Below are 16,540 nucleotides of genomic sequence, written 5' to 3'. Positions count from 1 at the left end.
ATGCACTTAAATGGGCCCGCACTGCACACAACCTGAGGGCAGAGAATGAGTGAACCGGTGGACCGGCCGGCGACAATCGAAGATGTTGCAAAGCTTGCGGGCGTTTCCATCGCGACCGTCAGCCGGGCCCTGCGGTCTCCGGAAAAGGTTGCCGAAAGCACGCGGAAGAAGGTGACCGCTGCGATCGCCCGTACCGGATACACGGCCAATGCCATGGCGCAGAACCTGCGCATGCAACGCTCGCAGATGGTTCTTGTATTGGCCTCGTCCATCGCCGACCCGAACTTCGCCGGGATTCTGACAGGCCTGGAGAAGGCCGCCAATGATCGTGGCTATGGCGTTCTGATCGGAAATACGGAAGGCACCACAGGCTTGGAGCAGAACTATCTGCGTTTCATCTCAACGGGTATGGCGGACGGACTTGTGCTTTTGACCGGTCATGTGCCAGTTGCCGGTGAACCGCAGACGCCGCTGACCAATCTGCCACCCATTGTTGCCACCGAACGTCCGGTTTCCAACACCGAAATCAGCTATGTCGGTGTCGATGACGTAGCCGCTTCCAAGATGGCAACCGAATACCTGATCTCACTTGGCCACCGGCGGATCACCTTCATCTCCGGCGGGCCGGCCGACATTCGCAGCGATCTGCGCCACTCAGGTTACAAGCAGGGTCTGAAGGAGTCTCCCGAGAACCTGCGTGATTGGCGCATGGAAGGCGATGGCACCAGCGAAAGCGGCCGGGCTGCCGTCGAGCGCCTGTTTATCAAGGACGATCTGCCGACGGCCTTCTTCTGTTTCAACGACAACACCGCCATTGGTGTGATCTCCGCGCTGCAATTGCGGGGTTACCGGGTGCCGGAGGATTTCTCCGTGCTTGGGTTCGACGATATCCCGTTTGCCAACAATTTTACGCCTGGCCTCACGACGATCCGTCAACCGCGCCATCACATCGGTGAAAAAGCCATGAACATCCTGTTGGACCGCCTGGCAAACCGGTCGCTGATCTCGCAGTCCCATTTGCTTCACGGTGACCTGATCGTGCGGGAAAGCTGCGCGGGCGTTGCCAAGCAACGGCGATAAGAACAGGGCTGTCCGCACTCCATGTTCTCAAGGGCAAGCCTGAGAGCAGGCGGGAACAGCAAGGTTTCAGAATGGCGCCAAATGGCTGGAAACCTCATCAAGAAATGTGCGCGCCAGCTTCGACAAGCCCGTTTTCCCGGCATAGACGGCATAAAGGGATATCTCCGGCATATGCCATTCCGGCAGCACTTCGATCAGCCGGCCTGATTTGAGATCGTTGTTGCACAGCAGACCCGGCAATTCTCCGATGCCGGTTCCAATTCCGATCGATGTTTTCAGAGCCAGATAGTCATTTATCGCCAGGGTCGGTTCGAAGGGTGTGTCAAAGGTCTCCGCGCCCCTGGTCAGGTTCCAAACTGTCTTTTCCTGGCCTTGAAATCCAAAGCCGAGGCAGCTGTGTTCACTCAGGTCATCAGGTCTTTGCGGGGCCGGATTGACCGCGAGATAGGAAGGCGCCGCACAAAGCCTGTGCCGATGGCTAAGCAGCTTGCGGAGGACAAGGTTGGGCGCCGAGGGGCGGGCAACACGAAAGGACAGGTCGATCCTGTCATCGACAAAGTCCAGCATGCGTTCGCTGACCATCACCTGAACCCGGGCATCTGGCTGTTGGCGCAGGAAACGGTCAATGGGTTGCGCAAACAGGTACTCCGTCAGGTTTGGCGGAACGGATATTCTCAATGTTCCCGTCAAGCCTTCCCGTTGGCTTCGGATGACCTGATTGGCATAGTTCAACGCATTGATGCCTTTGCTGCAGAGGTCGAAATACGAGGAACCCGCTTCTGTTACCCGCAGGGGCTTGCGCGACCTGTCGAGCAGGCGGATCTGCAGTTCCTCCTCAAGTTCCGCGACTTTTCGGCTGACCGTGGACAACGGCATATGCAGGGTCCGCGAGGCGGCGGTGAAACTTCCCTGCCGGACGACTTCGACAAAAATCGCGATGGAATCCAGGTGCTGCATGAGTTCTCATATTTGGAATATTCCTTCCGATAATATGGGATATTCCAAAATATGGAAGATGATAATCTCTGGAGCAGGAAGCAGCTGACAGGGGTAGTTCATGCGCAATCAAGACAAGACGATCAATTACATCGAGTTCCCGCTGAAAGAGGCCGAACGCACAAAGGCGTTTTATTCCAGCGTGTTCGGGTGGACCTTTCAGAACTGGGGTGACAGTTACCTGAGTTTTGACGGTGCCGGTGTGGAGGGAGGGTTCAATGGCGAAGCAGGCACTCCGGTGACTTCACCGGGCGTTCTCGTGGTGCTTTATGCCAAGGACCTGGAGGCAACACTGCAGGAGGTGAAATCCGCCGGTGGAACCATTTTGCAGGAGCCTTACGAGTTTCCAGGTGGCCGCCGTTTCCATTTTTCTGATCCGAACGGCAACGAGCTGGCGGTTTGGACGGAGGTAAGCCAATGACAATCCTCATCTCGGGTGCAACCGGTACAATCGGGGCGGAATTGACGCGGTTACTCGTTGCGGATGAAGTGCCCGTCAAAGCCGTGTCTCGCTCGCCAGACCGGTCGACGAAAAACCTTGGCAAAGCCGTGGAGCCGGTGGTTGCTGATCTTGAGGATGCGGCAGCGCTCGAAAGAGCCATGACAGGCGTTGAGACGCTTGTTCTGATTACTCCGGCCGCTGCGAATGCCGCTCGGCAAGCAGCCTGCGTGATTAAGGCAGCGCGTCGTCACGGGGGCCGGAAGATCGTCAGAATATCCGCCATCAAGGCCGCCCCGGACGGACCAACCGACAATACCCGCCAGCATGCGCGGACCGAGGCGGATATCATCGCGTCAGGTCTGGACCATGTCATTCTTCGTCCGAACTACTTCATGCAGAACATGTTCCTGGCGGCTGAACAAGTTGCAAAGACTCAAGCTTTTTCGTTTGCGGCAGGGCAGGGGCGAATGGGAATGATCGACGCACGTGACATTGCCCTTTGCGCCAGACGCTGCATTCAGACCGATGACTGGAATGGTCAGGTGCTTGAATTGACCGGTCCCGAAGCACTCGGATTTGAAGAAGTCGCGGCACGTCTTTCCGAACTTATGGGCAATCAGATCAGATACGAGCCGATCTCCCCGCAAACAGCCCATGACTTTGTCGAAGGTGCGGGTTGGGGAGCGTGGATGGCATCGCTCACTCGGGATTACGGCGCAGCTTATGCCTCCGGCTGGGGAGACTTCACGACGGAATACGTGTCTGAAATCACAGGGCAGGAACCGCGTGATTTCGGAACATTTGCGGAAGAGGTTTTGCTCCCCAATTGGAACAAAGGCCGGCCCTGACAGGTAACAGGTGCGAACCTGATATGCCCGGTGGCAGGTTCGCACCGGTTGTTCAATCGCCGTTACCCGGCCTGCCAGACCTTGATCGCCTCCACCGGGTAGACCAGCATCAGGACGTTCAGTGTGAGGTTGTCCCGGATGACCCAGAGCGCCAGCAGTTCAAAGACGATTGCGGTGACGATCGTCACCCAGACCGGCATCCGCCAGGCGAAGAAAAAGCCGAGCAGCATCCAGAGGATGTCAAATACTGAATTGAGAACGCTGTCACCGGTATAACCGACAGCAATGGTCGCCTCACGGTAGCGGTCGATGATCCACGGGCTGTTTTCCGCAACTTCCCAGGCCGCTTCGATGAATATTGCCCCAAGCGCCCGCTCCCCGACCGTCCATCTCCGGAAAAGCAGCCACAGGAACCAGTAGAATATGAACCCGTGGATGATGTGCGAGAAAGTGTACCAGTCGGCAATATGCTGCGAGGAGCCGGAGACATCGCTCGCCGGCGTCCACAGGAGCACATAACCGCAGTCGCAAATGGGGATGCGCCCCATGGCCAGTAGTATGATGGCCGTCACGGCGATCATGCCGATACCGATGAGGAAACATTTGCTGCGGCTCAAGAGGCTCTCCCTGGACTGAAATGGGCGAATCGCAATTCTTTGCTGGAAATTTAGCAGAAACCTTTCTATGACCTTGCGCCAACGAAACATCAATCCGTCCGGCACTTGAAGATTGAAGTTGCGCCCCGGTTTCAGCCGACGCGTTTGCGCAACCTTGCCGGAACAGAGGATCAGGAGATCACTATGAGCCTCAACGGCGTGGCGCCTTTTCAAGCCCGGCGCACCTTCGCGATCATTTCCCACCCGGATGCCGGTAAGACGACACTGACGGAAAAACTGCTTCTGTCAGGTGGCGCGATCCGGGCAGCCGGTCAGGTACGCGCCCGCGGTGAGCGCCGCCGCGCCCGTTCCGACTGGATGAAGATCGAACAGGAACGCGGAATTTCGGTGTCGTCCTCGGTCATGACCTTCGAGCGAAGGGGTATTGTCTATAACCTTCTCGATACACCGGGCCACGAAGACTTCTCTGAAGATACCTACCGCACGCTGACAGCTGTTGATGCTGCGATCATGGTGATCGATGCCGCCAAGGGTATCGAAACCCAGACCCGCAAACTGTTCGAAGTCTGCCGTCTGCGCGATATCCCGATCATCACCTTTGTCAACAAGATCGACCGCGAGGGGCGTCACGCACTGGAGATCCTCGACGAAGTCCAGGAAGCCCTGGCGCTCGACGTTTCACCGCAAACCTGGCCGGTTGGCATGGGCTCGGACTTCTTCGGCGTCTACGACTGGCAGAAGAAGCAGTTCCATACGTCCGATGGCGAGCGCGGTGGACCTTACACCGAGACAAAAGATGTTTCCGGTCTGGACGACGAGGTGCTGACCGGCACAGTCTTCGACCGGATCATGGGCGAACTCACCGAGAATGTTGAGCTGGGCGCGGAAGGCTACGCCGAATTCGACAAGGAGAGCTTTCTTGAAGGTCATCTGACCCCGGTTTTCTTCGGCTCGGCTCTGCGCGACTACGGCATCGAGGAAGTGCTCGACTTCATTGCCGATTTCGCACCGCCACCGCATTCTCAGCCGGCGACCGGTGGACGTACCATCATGCCGGAAGAAGACAAGGTCACCGGTTTCGTTTTCAAGGTGCAGGCCAACATGGATCCCAAGCACCGCGACCGCATCGCATTCGTTCGCCTGTGTTCTGGCACATTCAAGCGGGGCATGAAGCTGAAACACGTACGTGCCGGCAAGCAGATCGCCGTCTCGGCTCCGATCTTTTTCTTCGCCGAAGAGCGCGAAATCGCGGACTTGGCTTACCCGGGCGACGTTATCGGTGTGCCGAACCACGGTCAGCTTCGCGTCGGTGACACACTGACGGAAGGTGAGAACATTCACGTGACCGGCCTTCCGGCCTTCGCACCGGAAATCCTGCGCCGCGTCCGGCTTTCCGACACCATGCGGGTCAAGCAGATGCGCCAGGGGCTGCAGGATCTGGCGGAAGAAGGGCTTGTTCAGATCTTCAAGCCGGACCTGGGCTCCAACTGGATCGTCGGCGTGGTCGGAGCGTTGCAGCTCGACGTTGTTGTTGATCGGCTGCGCGCTGAATACGGCACCGAGATCGGTTTTGAAACCGTGCCTTACACTACCGCACGCTGGATCGAGACCGACAGCCAGACACTTCAGAAAATGCTTGAAGGTCATCGTATCTCGATCGCCAACGATCGCGACGACAAGCCGGTATTCCTGTTCAAGAACGCCTGGGAAGTCGGTCATATTACTGAGAAATTCCCGGATGTGACCTTCCGCGAGACCCGCGAGATCGTTTACGAGGCCTAAAGGCAGGCAGAGATTCTGCCGCATTCGGCTTGCTTGTCCACATTGCTGAAGAATTGTTTCGCTGGCCTATGCCTGAGCCAGCGGAATTCTCATGTCGTGAGCTTGTTTCACTTCGCTGGTGTCCGGCTTTGGGCATCGGAATCGGTGGGCCGAATACTGTGGTCCCGCGTTGTCACTCAGACATTTTAGGCTTCGTTTTGACGATCATCAAACGTCGTTGAAATCGCGCTTTTTGCGTGATGGCCCTGCTTCGCGCTATCTTCTGGCGGGGGTTACGTTCCGCCGCCGGCTTTTTCCGGCGGTAAGCCGCAACAGCAAACGTGGTGCGAAATGGCTGATTACGACAAGAACCCCTCTCCCTATTTGCAGCAAGCTTTTTCAGACAACCCCTACCGATTGCTTGAATTGACAGTCTTCATGGAAGTTCTTGGGGATGTCTCGGGCAAGCGTGTGCTTGACCTTGCCTGCGGTGATGGCCGCCTGACGCGCATTATGGCTCACGGCGGTGCAGCGGAAGTGCTCGGGCTGGATGTTTCCACCGAAATGCTGGGCCGTGCCAAGGAGCAGAACGCGCCGGGAGAACCGGAGGCTTTTCCCGACAACGTCACTTACGGCGAAATCAGTGCCACCGATGACATGTTCCAATGGGTTGAACCTGCGGATGTCGTCACGGCCATGTATCTGTTCCACTACGCCCGCAGCATCGAAGAGTTGCATCAGATGGGCAGGTTTATCGGTCGAAACCTCGCAAAAGGCGGCCGCTTCGTGACCTATACAATCAATCCGGATTACGAATTCACCAATGCCCCGGAGGACATGGAAGCCCGCATCGGATTTCGATACGGCATCATTGATCCGCCTGCCTACACTTTGGTGATCAAGGACTTCGAAGTGCCGATCTGGCAATGGAGCCGCGAGGAACACGAAGACGCCCTGAAAGAGGGAGGTCTCGCCAATATCGAATGGCATCCATTGAAATTCCCTCCCGAAAAGCAGGATTTGAATGAAGACTGGGCCTGGTATCTCGACAATTCCAGCTGCATTGTTCTGTCAGCGGAAAAAACGGAGTAATTGGGGATTTCCCTTTTGGCCAGCCTGAGCCTGCTGGGTCAATGGACGGTGATGCCAAGGCTGCGGATGATGCTAGGCCGGGGATACCAAATTGGACTATTGTCGCGACAAAGCCCAAGACCTAATCATTTCCGGACACTCAAAAATGCCATTAGCTCTGCGCCAGGTAACTCCTGCCGATTGCGATCTCATCTGCAGGCAGCGGGAAGACATGTTTCGCTCCGCCGGCCACAAGGAGGAGGTGCTTGCGGAAATGGCCGAGCCCTATCGCATGTGGCAGCGGGAACGGCTTGAGGACGGCAGCTATTTCGGGTTCATAGCCGAAGAAGAAGGGATGCCGATCGGCGGCATCGGCCTGATGGAAGTTGATTTTCCTCCCCATCCGCTGCATCCGACCAGAGCAAGCCGTGGTTACGTGCTCAATCTGTTCGTCGAGCCTGAATGGCGCGGACAAGGTATCGCGACAAAGCTCATGCGCGCTGCCGAGGAAGCCTTCAGAGCAAGGGGGCTGTCCTATGCGATGCTGCATGCCACGAAACAGGCGCGTCCGATGTACGAGCAACACGGCTGGTCGCAGACACCGGAACTGGGTAAGCCTCTTTCCCTTGCCTAGATGCTGTTCTTTCATAGGCGTTTGACGGAACTGAGCGGTTTCCCGGAAGTGCGAGTGCCTCGCTATCCTTCTCCGTTTGCCACTGTTCCCGAAACCCAGAATTCGTTGCGCCGCGATTTGATTTGCCCGGCCAGAAAATCAACGAAGAGGCGGACACGGGCCGTGTTCTTCAGATCCTTGTGCAGAAGGAGCCAGATTGAGCGATAGGGAAGAGGTTTCTGGAATGGAGCCCTGATCAGGCCGGGATGGCGGTCCCCGAGATTGCAGGCAAGATATGCCATGCCCATTCCGGAAGCTGCCAGCGTAATCAGCGGAACGATGTCTGAAACCCGGTGACGCAGCTTTGCTTTCGGATAGCAGCTGTCCTTGATCCATGGAGCCGTCGTCTCGGTATCCGGTTCATGAAATCCGATGAGCGACAGTCCTTCGCCGCCATTGTTCCTGACCTTCTGCGCATAGTCTTTGGTGCAATAAGCGGCCTGGGACATCTGCACCAGCTTCCGTCCGACGACGTCCTCGGTCACTTCATTGGCAACCCTCAGACTGACATCTGCTTCGCGCCTGGTCAGGTCAACCACATTGTTGGTGAAGTTCATGTTGAGGTTGATGTCGGGATAACGGTCGGAGAAAAGCGCAAGGTCGTCCATGATGGACGTCATCGCCAGGCCATGGGGCAGGCTGATATGGATCGTTCCTTTCGGGACCGCGTCGCGTCCGACAATCACCCGCGAGGCAGCCGTCATTTCTTCTTCGACACGCTCCGCGTAGGGAAGAAGATCCTCGCCCAACTGGGTCAGGACAAGTCCGGACTTGGAGCGGTCAAAGAGCCTGCTGCCGACACGTTCTTCCATCACCTCGACACGCCTTGCCAGGGTCGTGTGATTGGCACCGATGCTGTCGGCGCCGCCCCGCAGTGTTCCGGTGCGGGCGACCGCCAGGAAATACTTGAGGTCGTCCCAGTTCAGCGAATGGCTTTCCTGCTGCGTCATGCGATTGGGTCTTCCGGTTCAATATTGAAACACGATGTCCAATTTTGCCCCTCTACAGATCAAAGTTCAACCACTCTACCTCTTGTGCATCGTGATCGATGTAGAGGGAAAACCAACATGAAACCGATCCAGACCGTGTTAATCACCGGCGCGAATGCCGGCCTCGGACGTGAAGCAGCAAGGCAACTGGCGCTTCATGACGGTATCGAAAAAATCTATCTGGGATGCCGCAACGAACTGAAGGCTTTTGCCGCCAAGGCAGCTCTGGAAGCTGAAACAGGGCGCAAGATCTTCGACATCATTCTGATGGATATGAGCGACCCGGCTTCCGTACGAAAGGCGGTCGCTGACTTGGAAGAGCCGATTGACGCGGTCGTACTCAATGCCGGTGGCATGGGCGGAAGGGATCCTGCTGCCAGGACCAAGAGCGGCGTCACGAGCATCTTCGCGGTCAACGTTCTCGGTCACGCAGTGCTTGTCGACGAACTGCTTGAGCGGCAACTGCTTACTTCCACCGTTCTTTATGCGGGATCGGAAGCGGCGCGCGGAATCCCGAAGATGGGGATCGCCCGACCGGTTCTGGAAACGTCCTCGGTGAACGAATTTGCCTCCATCGCCGACGGTTCGAAGTTCAATGCCAAGAGCGACCCGCTTGAACTCTATGCAAATGTCAAGCTGGTGGCGGCGTTGTGGATGAGCTCAATGGCGCGCCAGCATCCGCATATCCGGTTCGTGACCATGAGCCCGGGCGGCACCACTGGCACCAATGGCATGGATGACCTGCCGTTCATCAAGAAGCTGTTTTTCAAGCATGTCGGCTGGGTTCTCATGCCGCTCTTCGGAATGATGCACGGTCTCGAAGTCGGGGCGAAACGCTACGTTGACGGTCTTCTCAATCCGAAATTCGAGAGCGGGCGCTTTTACGCAAGCGGCGGCGGCTCGCCAACGGGACCGGTGGTCGATCAGACGACCATCGCAGCCGATCTCGACAACGCGGCTTTTCAGGACAATGCCAAGCAGGCCATCCGCCTCTTCGCCTGAGACGCGTCTCAACGACCTTTCCAAAGGAGACTAAAATGGAAATGACTTTTCAAATTCTTGTCGGTCTGGCGAGCGCTTTCTTGCTCGGTCTTGGGTTGATGTCGATGTTTGCGCCCAGGAAGATGGTGGGTAACTTCGCCGTCGAACCGCTTGGGACTGCAGGGCTCAGCTCGATCCGATCCGTGTTCGGCGGACTGTTTCTTGCCTGTGTCGGTATGCTGGTGTTTGGCTTGGTGAGCGGAAAAACTCTGGCTTTTGTGGCGGTGGCTATCGTGATGGGCGCGGTGGCATTCGGCCGTATCGTCGGAATCGTCGCAGACGGCGCGGACAAAGCCGTCGTCCCACCGCTGATCGTGGAACTGATCATCGCAGGCGTGCTCGTGGCAGCATATCTTCAGCCGGTTGCGGCCTGATTTTCCCGGCAATCCAACTTGAAAATCGAATGCGGCGAATGATGTCTCGCCGCATTCGCTTTCTCTAAAACGCAGTCCATGAGAAAGCTTCGAACGCAACAGCAACAACGGCACAATGTGAGGCACGTCAGATGATAGGCTGACGGCCGGATGAAAAAACGGGCATTTGAGCCTCATGCCGCAGCGATGGTGCGACACTTGCTTGACATATACTTCCACGAGAGTGCCAAATTAGGAACTATTGCGATTTTTATGGATACCGGGCTGGGATCACTGCGACGATGATTACATTGCCGGAACTTGCAGCCGATGCGCTCGGTGATTTTCTGACCAGCTACGTTCAACGCCGGTTCGGTCAGTCGGAACCGGAACTTGCCGAAATCGTACCGTCTGTTGCGCGCATTGCTCTGGAATGCATCGGCAATAGCGATGCGCTCTACCACAACATTGAGCACACCATGCTGGTGACGATGGCAGGACATGACATCCTGCGCGGTCGTGCACTGCACACGCATATGGAGCCTGCCGACTATGCGCATGTGATCGTCGCCTGTCTGACCCATGATATCGGTTATGTCCGGGGGATCCTGCCAGGTGATGACGCAGACGGCTTTGTGGTGAACGAAGCCGGTGACAAGGTGCAACTGCCGCGCGGCGCTTCCGATGCCTCAATGACGCCCTACCATGTAGATCGTTCCAAGCTTTATATCTTTGAACGCATCCAGAACACGCCGCTGCTTGATCCCAAAAGGATTGCGGATGCTGTCGAAGGCACCAGATTTCCAGCCACATTACCTGATAAAGGTGAGAAACTTGGCGTAGACGCGACGCTCTTGCGGGCGGCCGACCTGATCGGCCAACTTGGAGATCCGCATTACTTTCGCAAGGCAAACGCCCTCTACTATGAGTTCGAGGAAGCAGGGCTCAACAAGGAACTTGGCTATGACACCGCGGCTGACCTGGTGCACCGCTATCCGCAATTCTACTGGAACAGTGTCGCGCCCTATATTCAAAATGCGATCCAGTATCTGAAAGTTACGGCCTCCGGCCGGCAGTGGATTGCCAATCTTTATTCAAATCTCTTCCTGGCTGAGCGGGACATGGCGCTGCACGGACCGCAGCGATAGCAAGCACAAGCGTGTCCGGGAGACGTAGGCATCGGTCGTACCGGTAATCGGGGCGAACAACGATTTGTCGTCAATCGTCCTTCTCTCCGCGTTTCCGCGGCGTTATGCTTCGGAAAAGTTACAATGTGCTGCTTGAACAACCATGCTTTTCATTCAGAATTTCAATGCTGAAAGTCTTGCCGACAGTACCGTCAGTTTGCTGGCTGCCTTTGTCCTGGGAACACTGATCGGCGCCGAGCGGCAATACCGGCAGCGCAGCGCGGGTCTCAGGACCAATGTTCTTGTCGCGGTTGGGGCTTCAGCTTTCGTCGATCTTGCGCTGATTGTGGCTGGAGCAGATGGCGCGTCGCGCGTGATTTCCTATGTCGTTTCCGGTGTCGGTTTTCTTGGAGCCGGTGTCATCATGAAAGAGGGTGGCGATGTCCGCGGCCTCAACACGGCCGCGACCCTGTGGGCTTCGGCAGCAGTCGGTGCGTGTGCGGGAGCGGACTTTATTGCCGAAGCCATCCTGGTGACTGCGGTGGTCATTGCCGGCAATACGCTTTTACGGCCCTTGGTCAACGCGATCGACCGTGCTCCGATCAGCGAAGGGCAGAGCGAAGCGATCTACGAAGTTTACGTTCTGGCTGAAGCCGGCAAGGCTTCCGATGCACGCGAAGCCGTCTATACGATCCTGAACCGTTCCCGCTATCCGGTTGCCCATATCGAAATGGAAACGATCGGGGAGGGCGTGATGGAAATTGTTGCGACCCTGGTCAGCCAGTCCGTCGATGCGGATGAACTCAAGAACGCCATGGCCGAACTGAAAAAGGTAAGTGGTGTAAGCCGGGCGCGCTGGGAGGTCAGCACAAGCGAATAGCAACCCTTCTGACCATCCATTCCTCTTTGCCAATGAAAATAGATTGAGAGATAGACGTGACGGAAAAGAGCACGACATTGACACCACGTTCCATTCTCGCGGCAACGAGCGGTAACGTTCTGGAATGGTATGATTTTACTGTTTATGGCTTCCTGGCGCCTACATTGGCTGCATTGTTTTTCCCCTCCACGGACAAACTGGCATCACTTCTGTCAGCCTTCGCGGTCCTGGCTGTCGGATATGCCGCAAGGCCCATTGGCAGTATTATTTTCGGCCACATCGGTGACCGTGTTGGCCGAAAGACGGCTTTGATGATCTCGGTCCTGGCTATGGGAGGCGGTTCCCTGGCAATCGCCGCATTGCCGACGTACGAGCAGATAGGCGTGGCCGCTGCAGTCCTTCTGGTGTTGATCCGCATCGTTCAGGGAATTTCGGTAGCGGGAGAATACACCGCTTCCGGCGTTCTTCTGGTCGAACAGGCTAAGGAAGGCCGACAGGCTCTGACCGGAGCATGGGTGGCCTTTGCCATGATGTGGGGATGCGTCTTGGGGTCTGCAGTTCCGGCCGGCTTCAGTTCCATATTGACCTCCGAGCAAATGACCGAGTGGGGTTGGCGATTGCCATTCCTTCTGGGTGGCCTGGTGGCGGCTTTCAGCGCTATTCTGCGTCGAAACCTGACCGAAACGCTGATCGACAAAGATTGCGAGGAAGGAGTTTCACCGGTCTGGCAAAGCATCCGGGATCATTCCGGTTTGATCGGTCAGATGGTCCTGCTGCTGATCCCGACGTCGGTGATCTATTTCGTCATTTACGTTTATGCCGCGTCCTACTTGAGTTCCGAACCCGGTTTCACCTCTGCGGATGCGCTGGACATCACCACGGCCAATCTGATCGTCATGGCAATTTTCATTCCGATATGCGGTCTGGCCGCGGACAGGTTCGGTCTGAGGGCCGTTTTCCTGTCAGGTGCGATCGGAACATTCGTGCTGGCCCTGCCATGCTGGTGGCTGATGCATCGCGATGACCTGATGCAGGTGTTCATTGGTCAATTGGGCCTGACATTGGCAAGCACTGCCGGCTGGGCTTTGTCCATCACGGCCTTGACGCTCATGGCGCCTGCGCTTCTTCGCTGTAGTTCCGTCGCGCTCGGTTACAACATCTGCTTGGCGTTGTTCGGTGGAACCACACCGATGGTCGCAACCTATCTGGTCAACCGAACGGGTGATGACTATGCCCCGGTTTACTACATTTTGTTTGCGGTGCTTCTGTCTCTTCCAGTGATCTGGCGTCTGCCCAAGCTGATCAATCGCATGTCGCCTGAGTTGGAGGTCAGATCGACGAAGGCTATTCGGAAATCTGCAACCTGACACCGGTAAAGTCATAGCTCACCGGATCTCGGACAGTTTCAGTGCTGTCTGGTGCGGCATCAATGGACAGAAACTCCACGGTTGTGGATCCCGTCACGTCGCCGTTTTCAGGATTGGCATCGGCAAGAGTTGTGATCCGGGCCATGTACCGGTTGTCGTCAGCATTCGGTGATGTGGTGAAGTCGAACATGACGATCTTGAGTTTGGCTTTTCCATCTGTATGTCCGAGACATCGCCAACTGCCGCGTCCATCCGAAAACGGCTGATATCCGGCAACGCCGCCCTCGGCGGAGTCGGTGACAAAGGCATGCCCGCCATTGGTTAGCGCGATCAGCCCCCGGTCCACCCTTGTCTTTTCCTTAATCTTGACGACCCGCTTTGTCAGATAGGTGCCGACCGCACTCAGGCACCCACCGATATCCGGGCTGATCTCTTCAGCCTGAGCGGGGAAACTCGCAATGGAAAGGGCTGCAAGCGAAACAAGGGCCTTCGTGCTGATCATCACCATAACTCCCAATCGCAATTTCCGGAACGGACCTAGCATAGCCCAGTCATCCAGGGTTGCGAAATCAGGGCAGACAAGAAAGGCGCCGGATTTCTCCGGCGCCTCATGTAAACCTGACTTGGTTCTGATCTATTCAGGAAGCTCGTGCGGATGGCAGTTCTATGTCGATGCCCAGTGTCGTGACATCGCCATCCCGGTCCATTTCCAACCTGACGGCGTCCGGATCGATATCTATCTTCTTGGCCACCACCGCCAGAATTTCCTCCCGGAGGCTTGAGATGAGCGCTGCATCGGTTCCATTGTCGGCCCGCTCATGGGCCAGCAGAATCTGCAGCCTGTTCTTGGCAACCGAAGCACTTTCGTTTCTCTTGCCGAAGAAGCTGAGGATGTTCATGCAGCCCTCCCTTTGAAGAGCTTACCGAACAGGCTCTTCTTCTCTTCGGGGATGGTGACCGGCAGCTCTTCGCCCAGCAACCGGCGAACCGCTTCCGTGTAGGCTTTCGCCGGCGCCGAATTTTCATCCGAGAGAGTAACGGGCAGGCCAACGTTGGACGCTTTCAGAACGTCCTTGCTTTCCGGCACAACGCCGATGAGCGGCACGGAGAGAATATCGACAACGTCATCTGTTGCCAGCATGTCGCCTGTCTTGGCTCTGTCCGTGTCGTAGCGGGTGATCATCAGGTGTTTCGGCATGCGTCCGCCGTCTTCTGCCACCTTGGTCTTGGCATCCAGAAGACCGATGATCCTGTCGCAGTCGCGTACCGAGGATACTTCCGGATTGGACACGATGATGGCTTCATCCGCGTGGCGCATGGCAAGGGTTGCGCCGCGTTCGATCCCGGCGGGGCTGTCGCAGATGATCCAGTCGAAATACATGCGCAGTTCGTTGATGACGCTGGCTACACCTTCTTCCGTCAAGGCATCCTTGTCACGTGTCTGGGAAGCCGGCAGAAGATAGAGGTTGCTGAGTTTCTTGTCGCGGACGAGTGCCTGCTTGATGGAGGCTTCACCCCGAACCACATTGACAAGATCGAACACAACGCGGCGTTCCGCACCCATGATGAGATCGAGATTGCGAAGACCGACGTCGAAGTCGATTGCGCAAACCTGGTAACCTTCTTTGGCTAGCGCCGAGGCAATGGCCGCGGTTGTGGTCGTTTTCCCGACCCCGCCCTTGCCTGACGTGACCACAACGACGGTAGCGTTGCTCATGGTGTTTGTCCTGTTTTTGTTTTCGGCACTGGCCACTTTCTGTGCGCCAGGGCAGGGGTTAGTTCAGTTCTTCGAAGACCAGCGTTTCATTTTCAAAGCGGATCTGAGTGGGCGCATTGCGCAGAGACCGGTCGAAATCGTCCGCGACTTTGTAAAGTCCGTTGATCGAGACCAACTCGGCATCCAGCCTCGAACAAAAGATCCGGGCGTCGTCCTTGCCCGCAACACCCGCAAGCGCCCGACCGCGCAGGGCGCCGTAAACGTGGATGGATCCACCGGCGATAATCTCCGCGCCGGAACTGACGGACCCAATGACGGTCACGTCACCATCCGGGTGCAAAATGCTCTGACCGGATCGAACCGGTTCGGTGATGACGATAGACGCTTCATTGTCGAGAGCTTCGGCCTGCGGAGCGGTTTCTTCCGAGGCGCCATTGGCGGACGGTCCGTTGGCACTTGTCTTCTTTTTCTTTGAAGAAGTCGTGCCTTCGGACTGCTTTGCTTCAGCCCCCTCGTTCGACTTTGAAGTCTCTTTGGAAGGGGTTGGCACTTCCACTTCCGAAGCCAGTCTGCCACCGGAGAAACTTGGCGGCATACCGGGTTTCAACCGGGTTCCTGCGACACCGTCAATTCCCATGACCCTGATTGAACGCTCGGACAGACCTGCAAGCAGTTTTTCCAGGTCTTCGATCGGAATTTTGCTGCCACGAACATCAAGAACGATCGGCCGGTCAATGAAAAAGCCGGGTGAGCGCAAGATGATGCGGTCAATTTCCCGGAACCAGTCCTCGAAGGGTGGTTCGGGTGAGAGCACGATGGCAATAAAGGATTTTCCCTTGAACTTCATTTAAGAGGTCCGACGGCATCATTTGTTCAGTTGATTTGGTCCTATAAACGTAACATTAACCGAACCTCACATTTGGGCAGTCGGCCGTTTTCCACCGATATCAATTTTCACATGCAATTTCAGGCAATTGGCGGTTCCGGTGAGTCGATGAGGAAAAAGGTATTGCCCGTACCTGCAAGTTTTGACAATGCGCCTTGTGAGAATCAATCCCGTGACAAAAAGTGAACTCCTTCGCCACGACATGAGTTAACTAATTTCTTGTAAAGGGCTGGAAATTTGTCATATTGCAATGCACTATAACCTGTCGGAAGTGTGAGGCGCTGAGGCGTCTTGGGGATGTGCATGAGTAATTTCAGTGACATAATGGGTTATGTCGGCCTCTCGACGGGGGAGGCGGCCGCTGCTCTGAATGTATCGGAAGATGAAATTGTTCGCTGGTGCAGCACGAGTGATGCGCCACCTTTGCATATTTGGCAAAGCCTGGTGCGTATGCTCGACGAAATCCGCTACTCCGCCGAAGAAGCTGCCAAAGGGGCCGATCTTGACCACCTGGATGCATCAGACCTCAACAGCGTTCAATTGATGGTTCCGGGGCAGGCCGCATCTGAATTTGCCGGCCCCAAGCGGGCGGCGACCGCGCTTGCCGTGGCCGCATTGGCGCGCGTGTTCGTCTGACCCTTTTTCTGCCGTTTCGAACGCGACACAGTGAACGCGGACCGGAATGAGGTCTG

Annotated in this window: 19 protein-coding genes; 12 read left to right on the top strand and 7 right to left on the bottom strand. The window is 56.4% G+C overall.

The features are described 5' to 3' along the window. The first annotated feature begins 45 nt into the window (after window positions 1-45). A complete protein-coding gene (locus tag ABLQ08_RS04035; RefSeq protein ID WP_352939830.1) occupies window positions 46-1,080 on the top strand; it encodes a LacI family DNA-binding transcriptional regulator in 1,035 nt (344 codons plus the stop codon). Between the two features lie 66 nt (window positions 1,081-1,146). Here the strand turns inward: ABLQ08_RS04035 and ABLQ08_RS04030 are convergent, their stop codons facing one another. After that, window positions 1,147-2,037: a LysR family transcriptional regulator gene (locus ABLQ08_RS04030; RefSeq protein ID WP_352939828.1), complete on the bottom strand. Its 891-nt coding sequence runs from the start codon at window positions 2,035-2,037 to the stop codon at window positions 1,147-1,149. 100 nt (window positions 2,038-2,137) lie between these two features. Between ABLQ08_RS04030 and ABLQ08_RS04025 the strand changes: the two genes are divergently transcribed. Together ABLQ08_RS04025 and ABLQ08_RS04020 are read left to right on the top strand one after the other, a co-directional pair. Next, the gene (locus ABLQ08_RS04025; RefSeq protein WP_352939826.1) at window positions 2,138-2,497 is read left to right on the top strand and encodes a VOC family protein; all 360 of its coding nucleotides are present in this window, start codon (window positions 2,138-2,140) and stop codon (window positions 2,495-2,497) included. Beyond that, window positions 2,494-3,366, top strand: coding sequence for an SDR family oxidoreductase (locus ABLQ08_RS04020; RefSeq protein WP_352939825.1), 873 nt, complete (start codon window positions 2,494-2,496; stop codon window positions 3,364-3,366). The genes ABLQ08_RS04025 and ABLQ08_RS04020 overlap by 4 nt, the downstream gene beginning before the upstream one ends. 62 nt (window positions 3,367-3,428) lie before the next feature. Here ABLQ08_RS04020 and ABLQ08_RS04015 read toward each other — a convergent pair whose 3' ends face one another. Then, window positions 3,429-3,983 carry a DUF2585 domain-containing protein gene (locus tag ABLQ08_RS04015; protein ID WP_352939823.1) on the bottom strand — a complete coding sequence of 185 codons (555 nt, stop codon included), beginning with the start codon at window positions 3,981-3,983 and terminating at the stop codon, window positions 3,429-3,431. Window positions 3,984-4,166: 183 nt separating this feature from the next. Between ABLQ08_RS04015 and ABLQ08_RS04010 the strand changes: the two genes are divergently transcribed. From ABLQ08_RS04010 to ABLQ08_RS04000, 3 genes are all read left to right on the top strand, one after another. After that, window positions 4,167-5,765 (top strand): peptide chain release factor 3, encoded by a 1,599-nt coding sequence (locus ABLQ08_RS04010; protein WP_352939821.1) that lies wholly within the window; start codon window positions 4,167-4,169, stop codon window positions 5,763-5,765. Between the two features lie 330 nt (window positions 5,766-6,095). After that, window positions 6,096-6,836: a class I SAM-dependent methyltransferase gene (locus ABLQ08_RS04005; protein ID WP_352939819.1), complete on the top strand. Its 741-nt coding sequence runs from the start codon at window positions 6,096-6,098 to the stop codon at window positions 6,834-6,836. Window positions 6,837-6,981: 145 nt separating this feature from the next. Then, window positions 6,982-7,449: a GNAT family N-acetyltransferase gene (locus tag ABLQ08_RS04000; RefSeq protein ID WP_352939817.1), complete on the top strand. Its 468-nt coding sequence runs from the start codon at window positions 6,982-6,984 to the stop codon at window positions 7,447-7,449. A 62-nt stretch (window positions 7,450-7,511) separates the two neighbouring features. Here ABLQ08_RS04000 and ABLQ08_RS03995 read toward each other — a convergent pair whose 3' ends face one another. Then, complete coding sequence (locus ABLQ08_RS03995) at window positions 7,512-8,438, bottom strand: LysR family transcriptional regulator (protein ID WP_352939816.1); 927 nt, start codon at window positions 8,436-8,438, stop codon at window positions 7,512-7,514. A gap of 117 nt (window positions 8,439-8,555) precedes the next feature. Here ABLQ08_RS03995 and ABLQ08_RS03990 point away from each other — a divergent pair, with 117 nt between their 5' ends. From ABLQ08_RS03990 to ABLQ08_RS03970, 5 genes are all read left to right on the top strand, one after another. Continuing rightward, entirely contained in the window at window positions 8,556-9,479 is a 924-nt protein-coding gene (locus tag ABLQ08_RS03990) for an SDR family NAD(P)-dependent oxidoreductase (RefSeq protein ID WP_352939814.1), read from the top strand. Window positions 9,480-9,514: 35 nt separating this feature from the next. Further along, window positions 9,515-9,892, top strand: coding sequence for a DUF4345 family protein (locus ABLQ08_RS03985; RefSeq protein ID WP_352939812.1), 378 nt, complete (start codon window positions 9,515-9,517; stop codon window positions 9,890-9,892). Window positions 9,893-10,173: 281 nt separating this feature from the next. Next, the gene (locus ABLQ08_RS03980) at window positions 10,174-11,019 is read left to right on the top strand and encodes a metal-dependent phosphohydrolase (RefSeq protein ID WP_352939810.1); all 846 of its coding nucleotides are present in this window, start codon (window positions 10,174-10,176) and stop codon (window positions 11,017-11,019) included. Window positions 11,020-11,161: 142 nt separating this feature from the next. After that, window positions 11,162-11,878 (top strand): MgtC/SapB family protein, encoded by a 717-nt coding sequence (locus ABLQ08_RS03975; protein WP_352939808.1) that lies wholly within the window; start codon window positions 11,162-11,164, stop codon window positions 11,876-11,878. Between the two features lie 56 nt (window positions 11,879-11,934). Beyond that, window positions 11,935-13,245: an MFS transporter gene (locus ABLQ08_RS03970; RefSeq protein ID WP_352939806.1), complete on the top strand. Its 1,311-nt coding sequence runs from the start codon at window positions 11,935-11,937 to the stop codon at window positions 13,243-13,245. Here the strand turns inward: ABLQ08_RS03970 and ABLQ08_RS03965 are convergent. The 4 genes from ABLQ08_RS03965 to minC all read right to left on the bottom strand — a co-directional run bounded on the left by ABLQ08_RS03965 (window position 13,223) and on the right by minC (window position 15,809). Continuing rightward, window positions 13,223-13,747 (bottom strand): hypothetical protein, encoded by a 525-nt coding sequence (locus ABLQ08_RS03965; protein WP_352939804.1) that lies wholly within the window; start codon window positions 13,745-13,747, stop codon window positions 13,223-13,225. The genes ABLQ08_RS03970 and ABLQ08_RS03965 overlap by 23 nt on opposite strands. A 136-nt stretch (window positions 13,748-13,883) precedes the next feature. Next, a complete protein-coding gene (gene minE / locus ABLQ08_RS03960) occupies window positions 13,884-14,144 on the bottom strand; it encodes a cell division topological specificity factor MinE (protein ID WP_352939802.1) in 261 nt (86 codons plus the stop codon). Then, window positions 14,141-14,962 (bottom strand): septum site-determining protein MinD, encoded by an 822-nt coding sequence (gene minD, locus ABLQ08_RS03955; RefSeq protein ID WP_352939801.1) that lies wholly within the window; start codon window positions 14,960-14,962, stop codon window positions 14,141-14,143. Before minD ends, minE begins: the two co-directional genes overlap by 4 nt. A 58-nt stretch (window positions 14,963-15,020) precedes the next feature. Continuing rightward, on the bottom strand, window positions 15,021-15,809 hold the full coding sequence (minC, locus tag ABLQ08_RS03950) for a septum site-determining protein MinC (protein ID WP_352939799.1): 789 nt from the start codon (window positions 15,807-15,809) through the stop codon (window positions 15,021-15,023). Window positions 15,810-16,151: 342 nt separating this feature from the next. Here minC and ABLQ08_RS03945 point away from each other — a divergent pair, with 342 nt between their 5' ends. Beyond that, the gene (locus tag ABLQ08_RS03945) at window positions 16,152-16,484 is read left to right on the top strand and encodes a hypothetical protein (protein ID WP_352939797.1); all 333 of its coding nucleotides are present in this window, start codon (window positions 16,152-16,154) and stop codon (window positions 16,482-16,484) included. The last annotated feature ends 56 nt before the right edge of the window (window positions 16,485-16,540 follow it).

Origin of the sequence: Roseibium sp. SCP14, assembly GCF_040329475.1 — a bacterium.
GTDB lineage: Bacteria > Pseudomonadota > Alphaproteobacteria > Rhizobiales > Stappiaceae > Roseibium.
This window is presented reverse-complemented; position numbering and strand designations above follow the sequence as displayed.

Bases quoted from the DNA above. Each gene is read 5' to 3' on its own strand.
- ABLQ08_RS04035 (WP_352939830.1), top strand. From the start codon at position 46: ATGAGTGAACCGGTGGACCGGCCGGCGACAATCGAAGATGTTGCAAAG.
- ABLQ08_RS04030 (WP_352939828.1), bottom strand. From the start codon at position 2,037: ATGCAGCACCTGGATTCCATCGCGATTTTTGTCGAAGTCGTCCGGCAG.
- ABLQ08_RS04025 (WP_352939826.1), top strand. From the start codon at position 2,138: ATGCGCAATCAAGACAAGACGATCAATTACATCGAGTTCCCGCTGAAA.
- ABLQ08_RS04020 (WP_352939825.1), top strand. From the start codon at position 2,494: ATGACAATCCTCATCTCGGGTGCAACCGGTACAATCGGGGCGGAATTG.
- ABLQ08_RS04010 (WP_352939821.1), top strand. From the start codon at position 4,167: ATGAGCCTCAACGGCGTGGCGCCTTTTCAAGCCCGGCGCACCTTCGCG.
- ABLQ08_RS04005 (WP_352939819.1), top strand. From the start codon at position 6,096: ATGGCTGATTACGACAAGAACCCCTCTCCCTATTTGCAGCAAGCTTTT.
- ABLQ08_RS04000 (WP_352939817.1), top strand. From the start codon at position 6,982: ATGCCATTAGCTCTGCGCCAGGTAACTCCTGCCGATTGCGATCTCATC.
- ABLQ08_RS03995 (WP_352939816.1), bottom strand. From the start codon at position 8,438: ATGACGCAGCAGGAAAGCCATTCGCTGAACTGGGACGACCTCAAGTAT.
- ABLQ08_RS03990 (WP_352939814.1), top strand. From the start codon at position 8,556: ATGAAACCGATCCAGACCGTGTTAATCACCGGCGCGAATGCCGGCCTC.
- ABLQ08_RS03985 (WP_352939812.1), top strand. From the start codon at position 9,515: ATGGAAATGACTTTTCAAATTCTTGTCGGTCTGGCGAGCGCTTTCTTG.
- ABLQ08_RS03980 (WP_352939810.1), top strand. From the start codon at position 10,174: ATGATTACATTGCCGGAACTTGCAGCCGATGCGCTCGGTGATTTTCTG.
- ABLQ08_RS03975 (WP_352939808.1), top strand. From the start codon at position 11,162: ATGCTTTTCATTCAGAATTTCAATGCTGAAAGTCTTGCCGACAGTACC.
- ABLQ08_RS03965 (WP_352939804.1), bottom strand. From the start codon at position 13,747: ATGATCAGCACGAAGGCCCTTGTTTCGCTTGCAGCCCTTTCCATTGCG.
- minE (WP_352939802.1), bottom strand. From the start codon at position 14,144: ATGAACATCCTCAGCTTCTTCGGCAAGAGAAACGAAAGTGCTTCGGTT.
- minD (WP_352939801.1), bottom strand. From the start codon at position 14,962: ATGAGCAACGCTACCGTCGTTGTGGTCACGTCAGGCAAGGGCGGGGTC.
- minC (WP_352939799.1), bottom strand. From the start codon at position 15,809: ATGAAGTTCAAGGGAAAATCCTTTATTGCCATCGTGCTCTCACCCGAA.
- ABLQ08_RS03945 (WP_352939797.1), top strand. From the start codon at position 16,152: ATGAGTAATTTCAGTGACATAATGGGTTATGTCGGCCTCTCGACGGGG.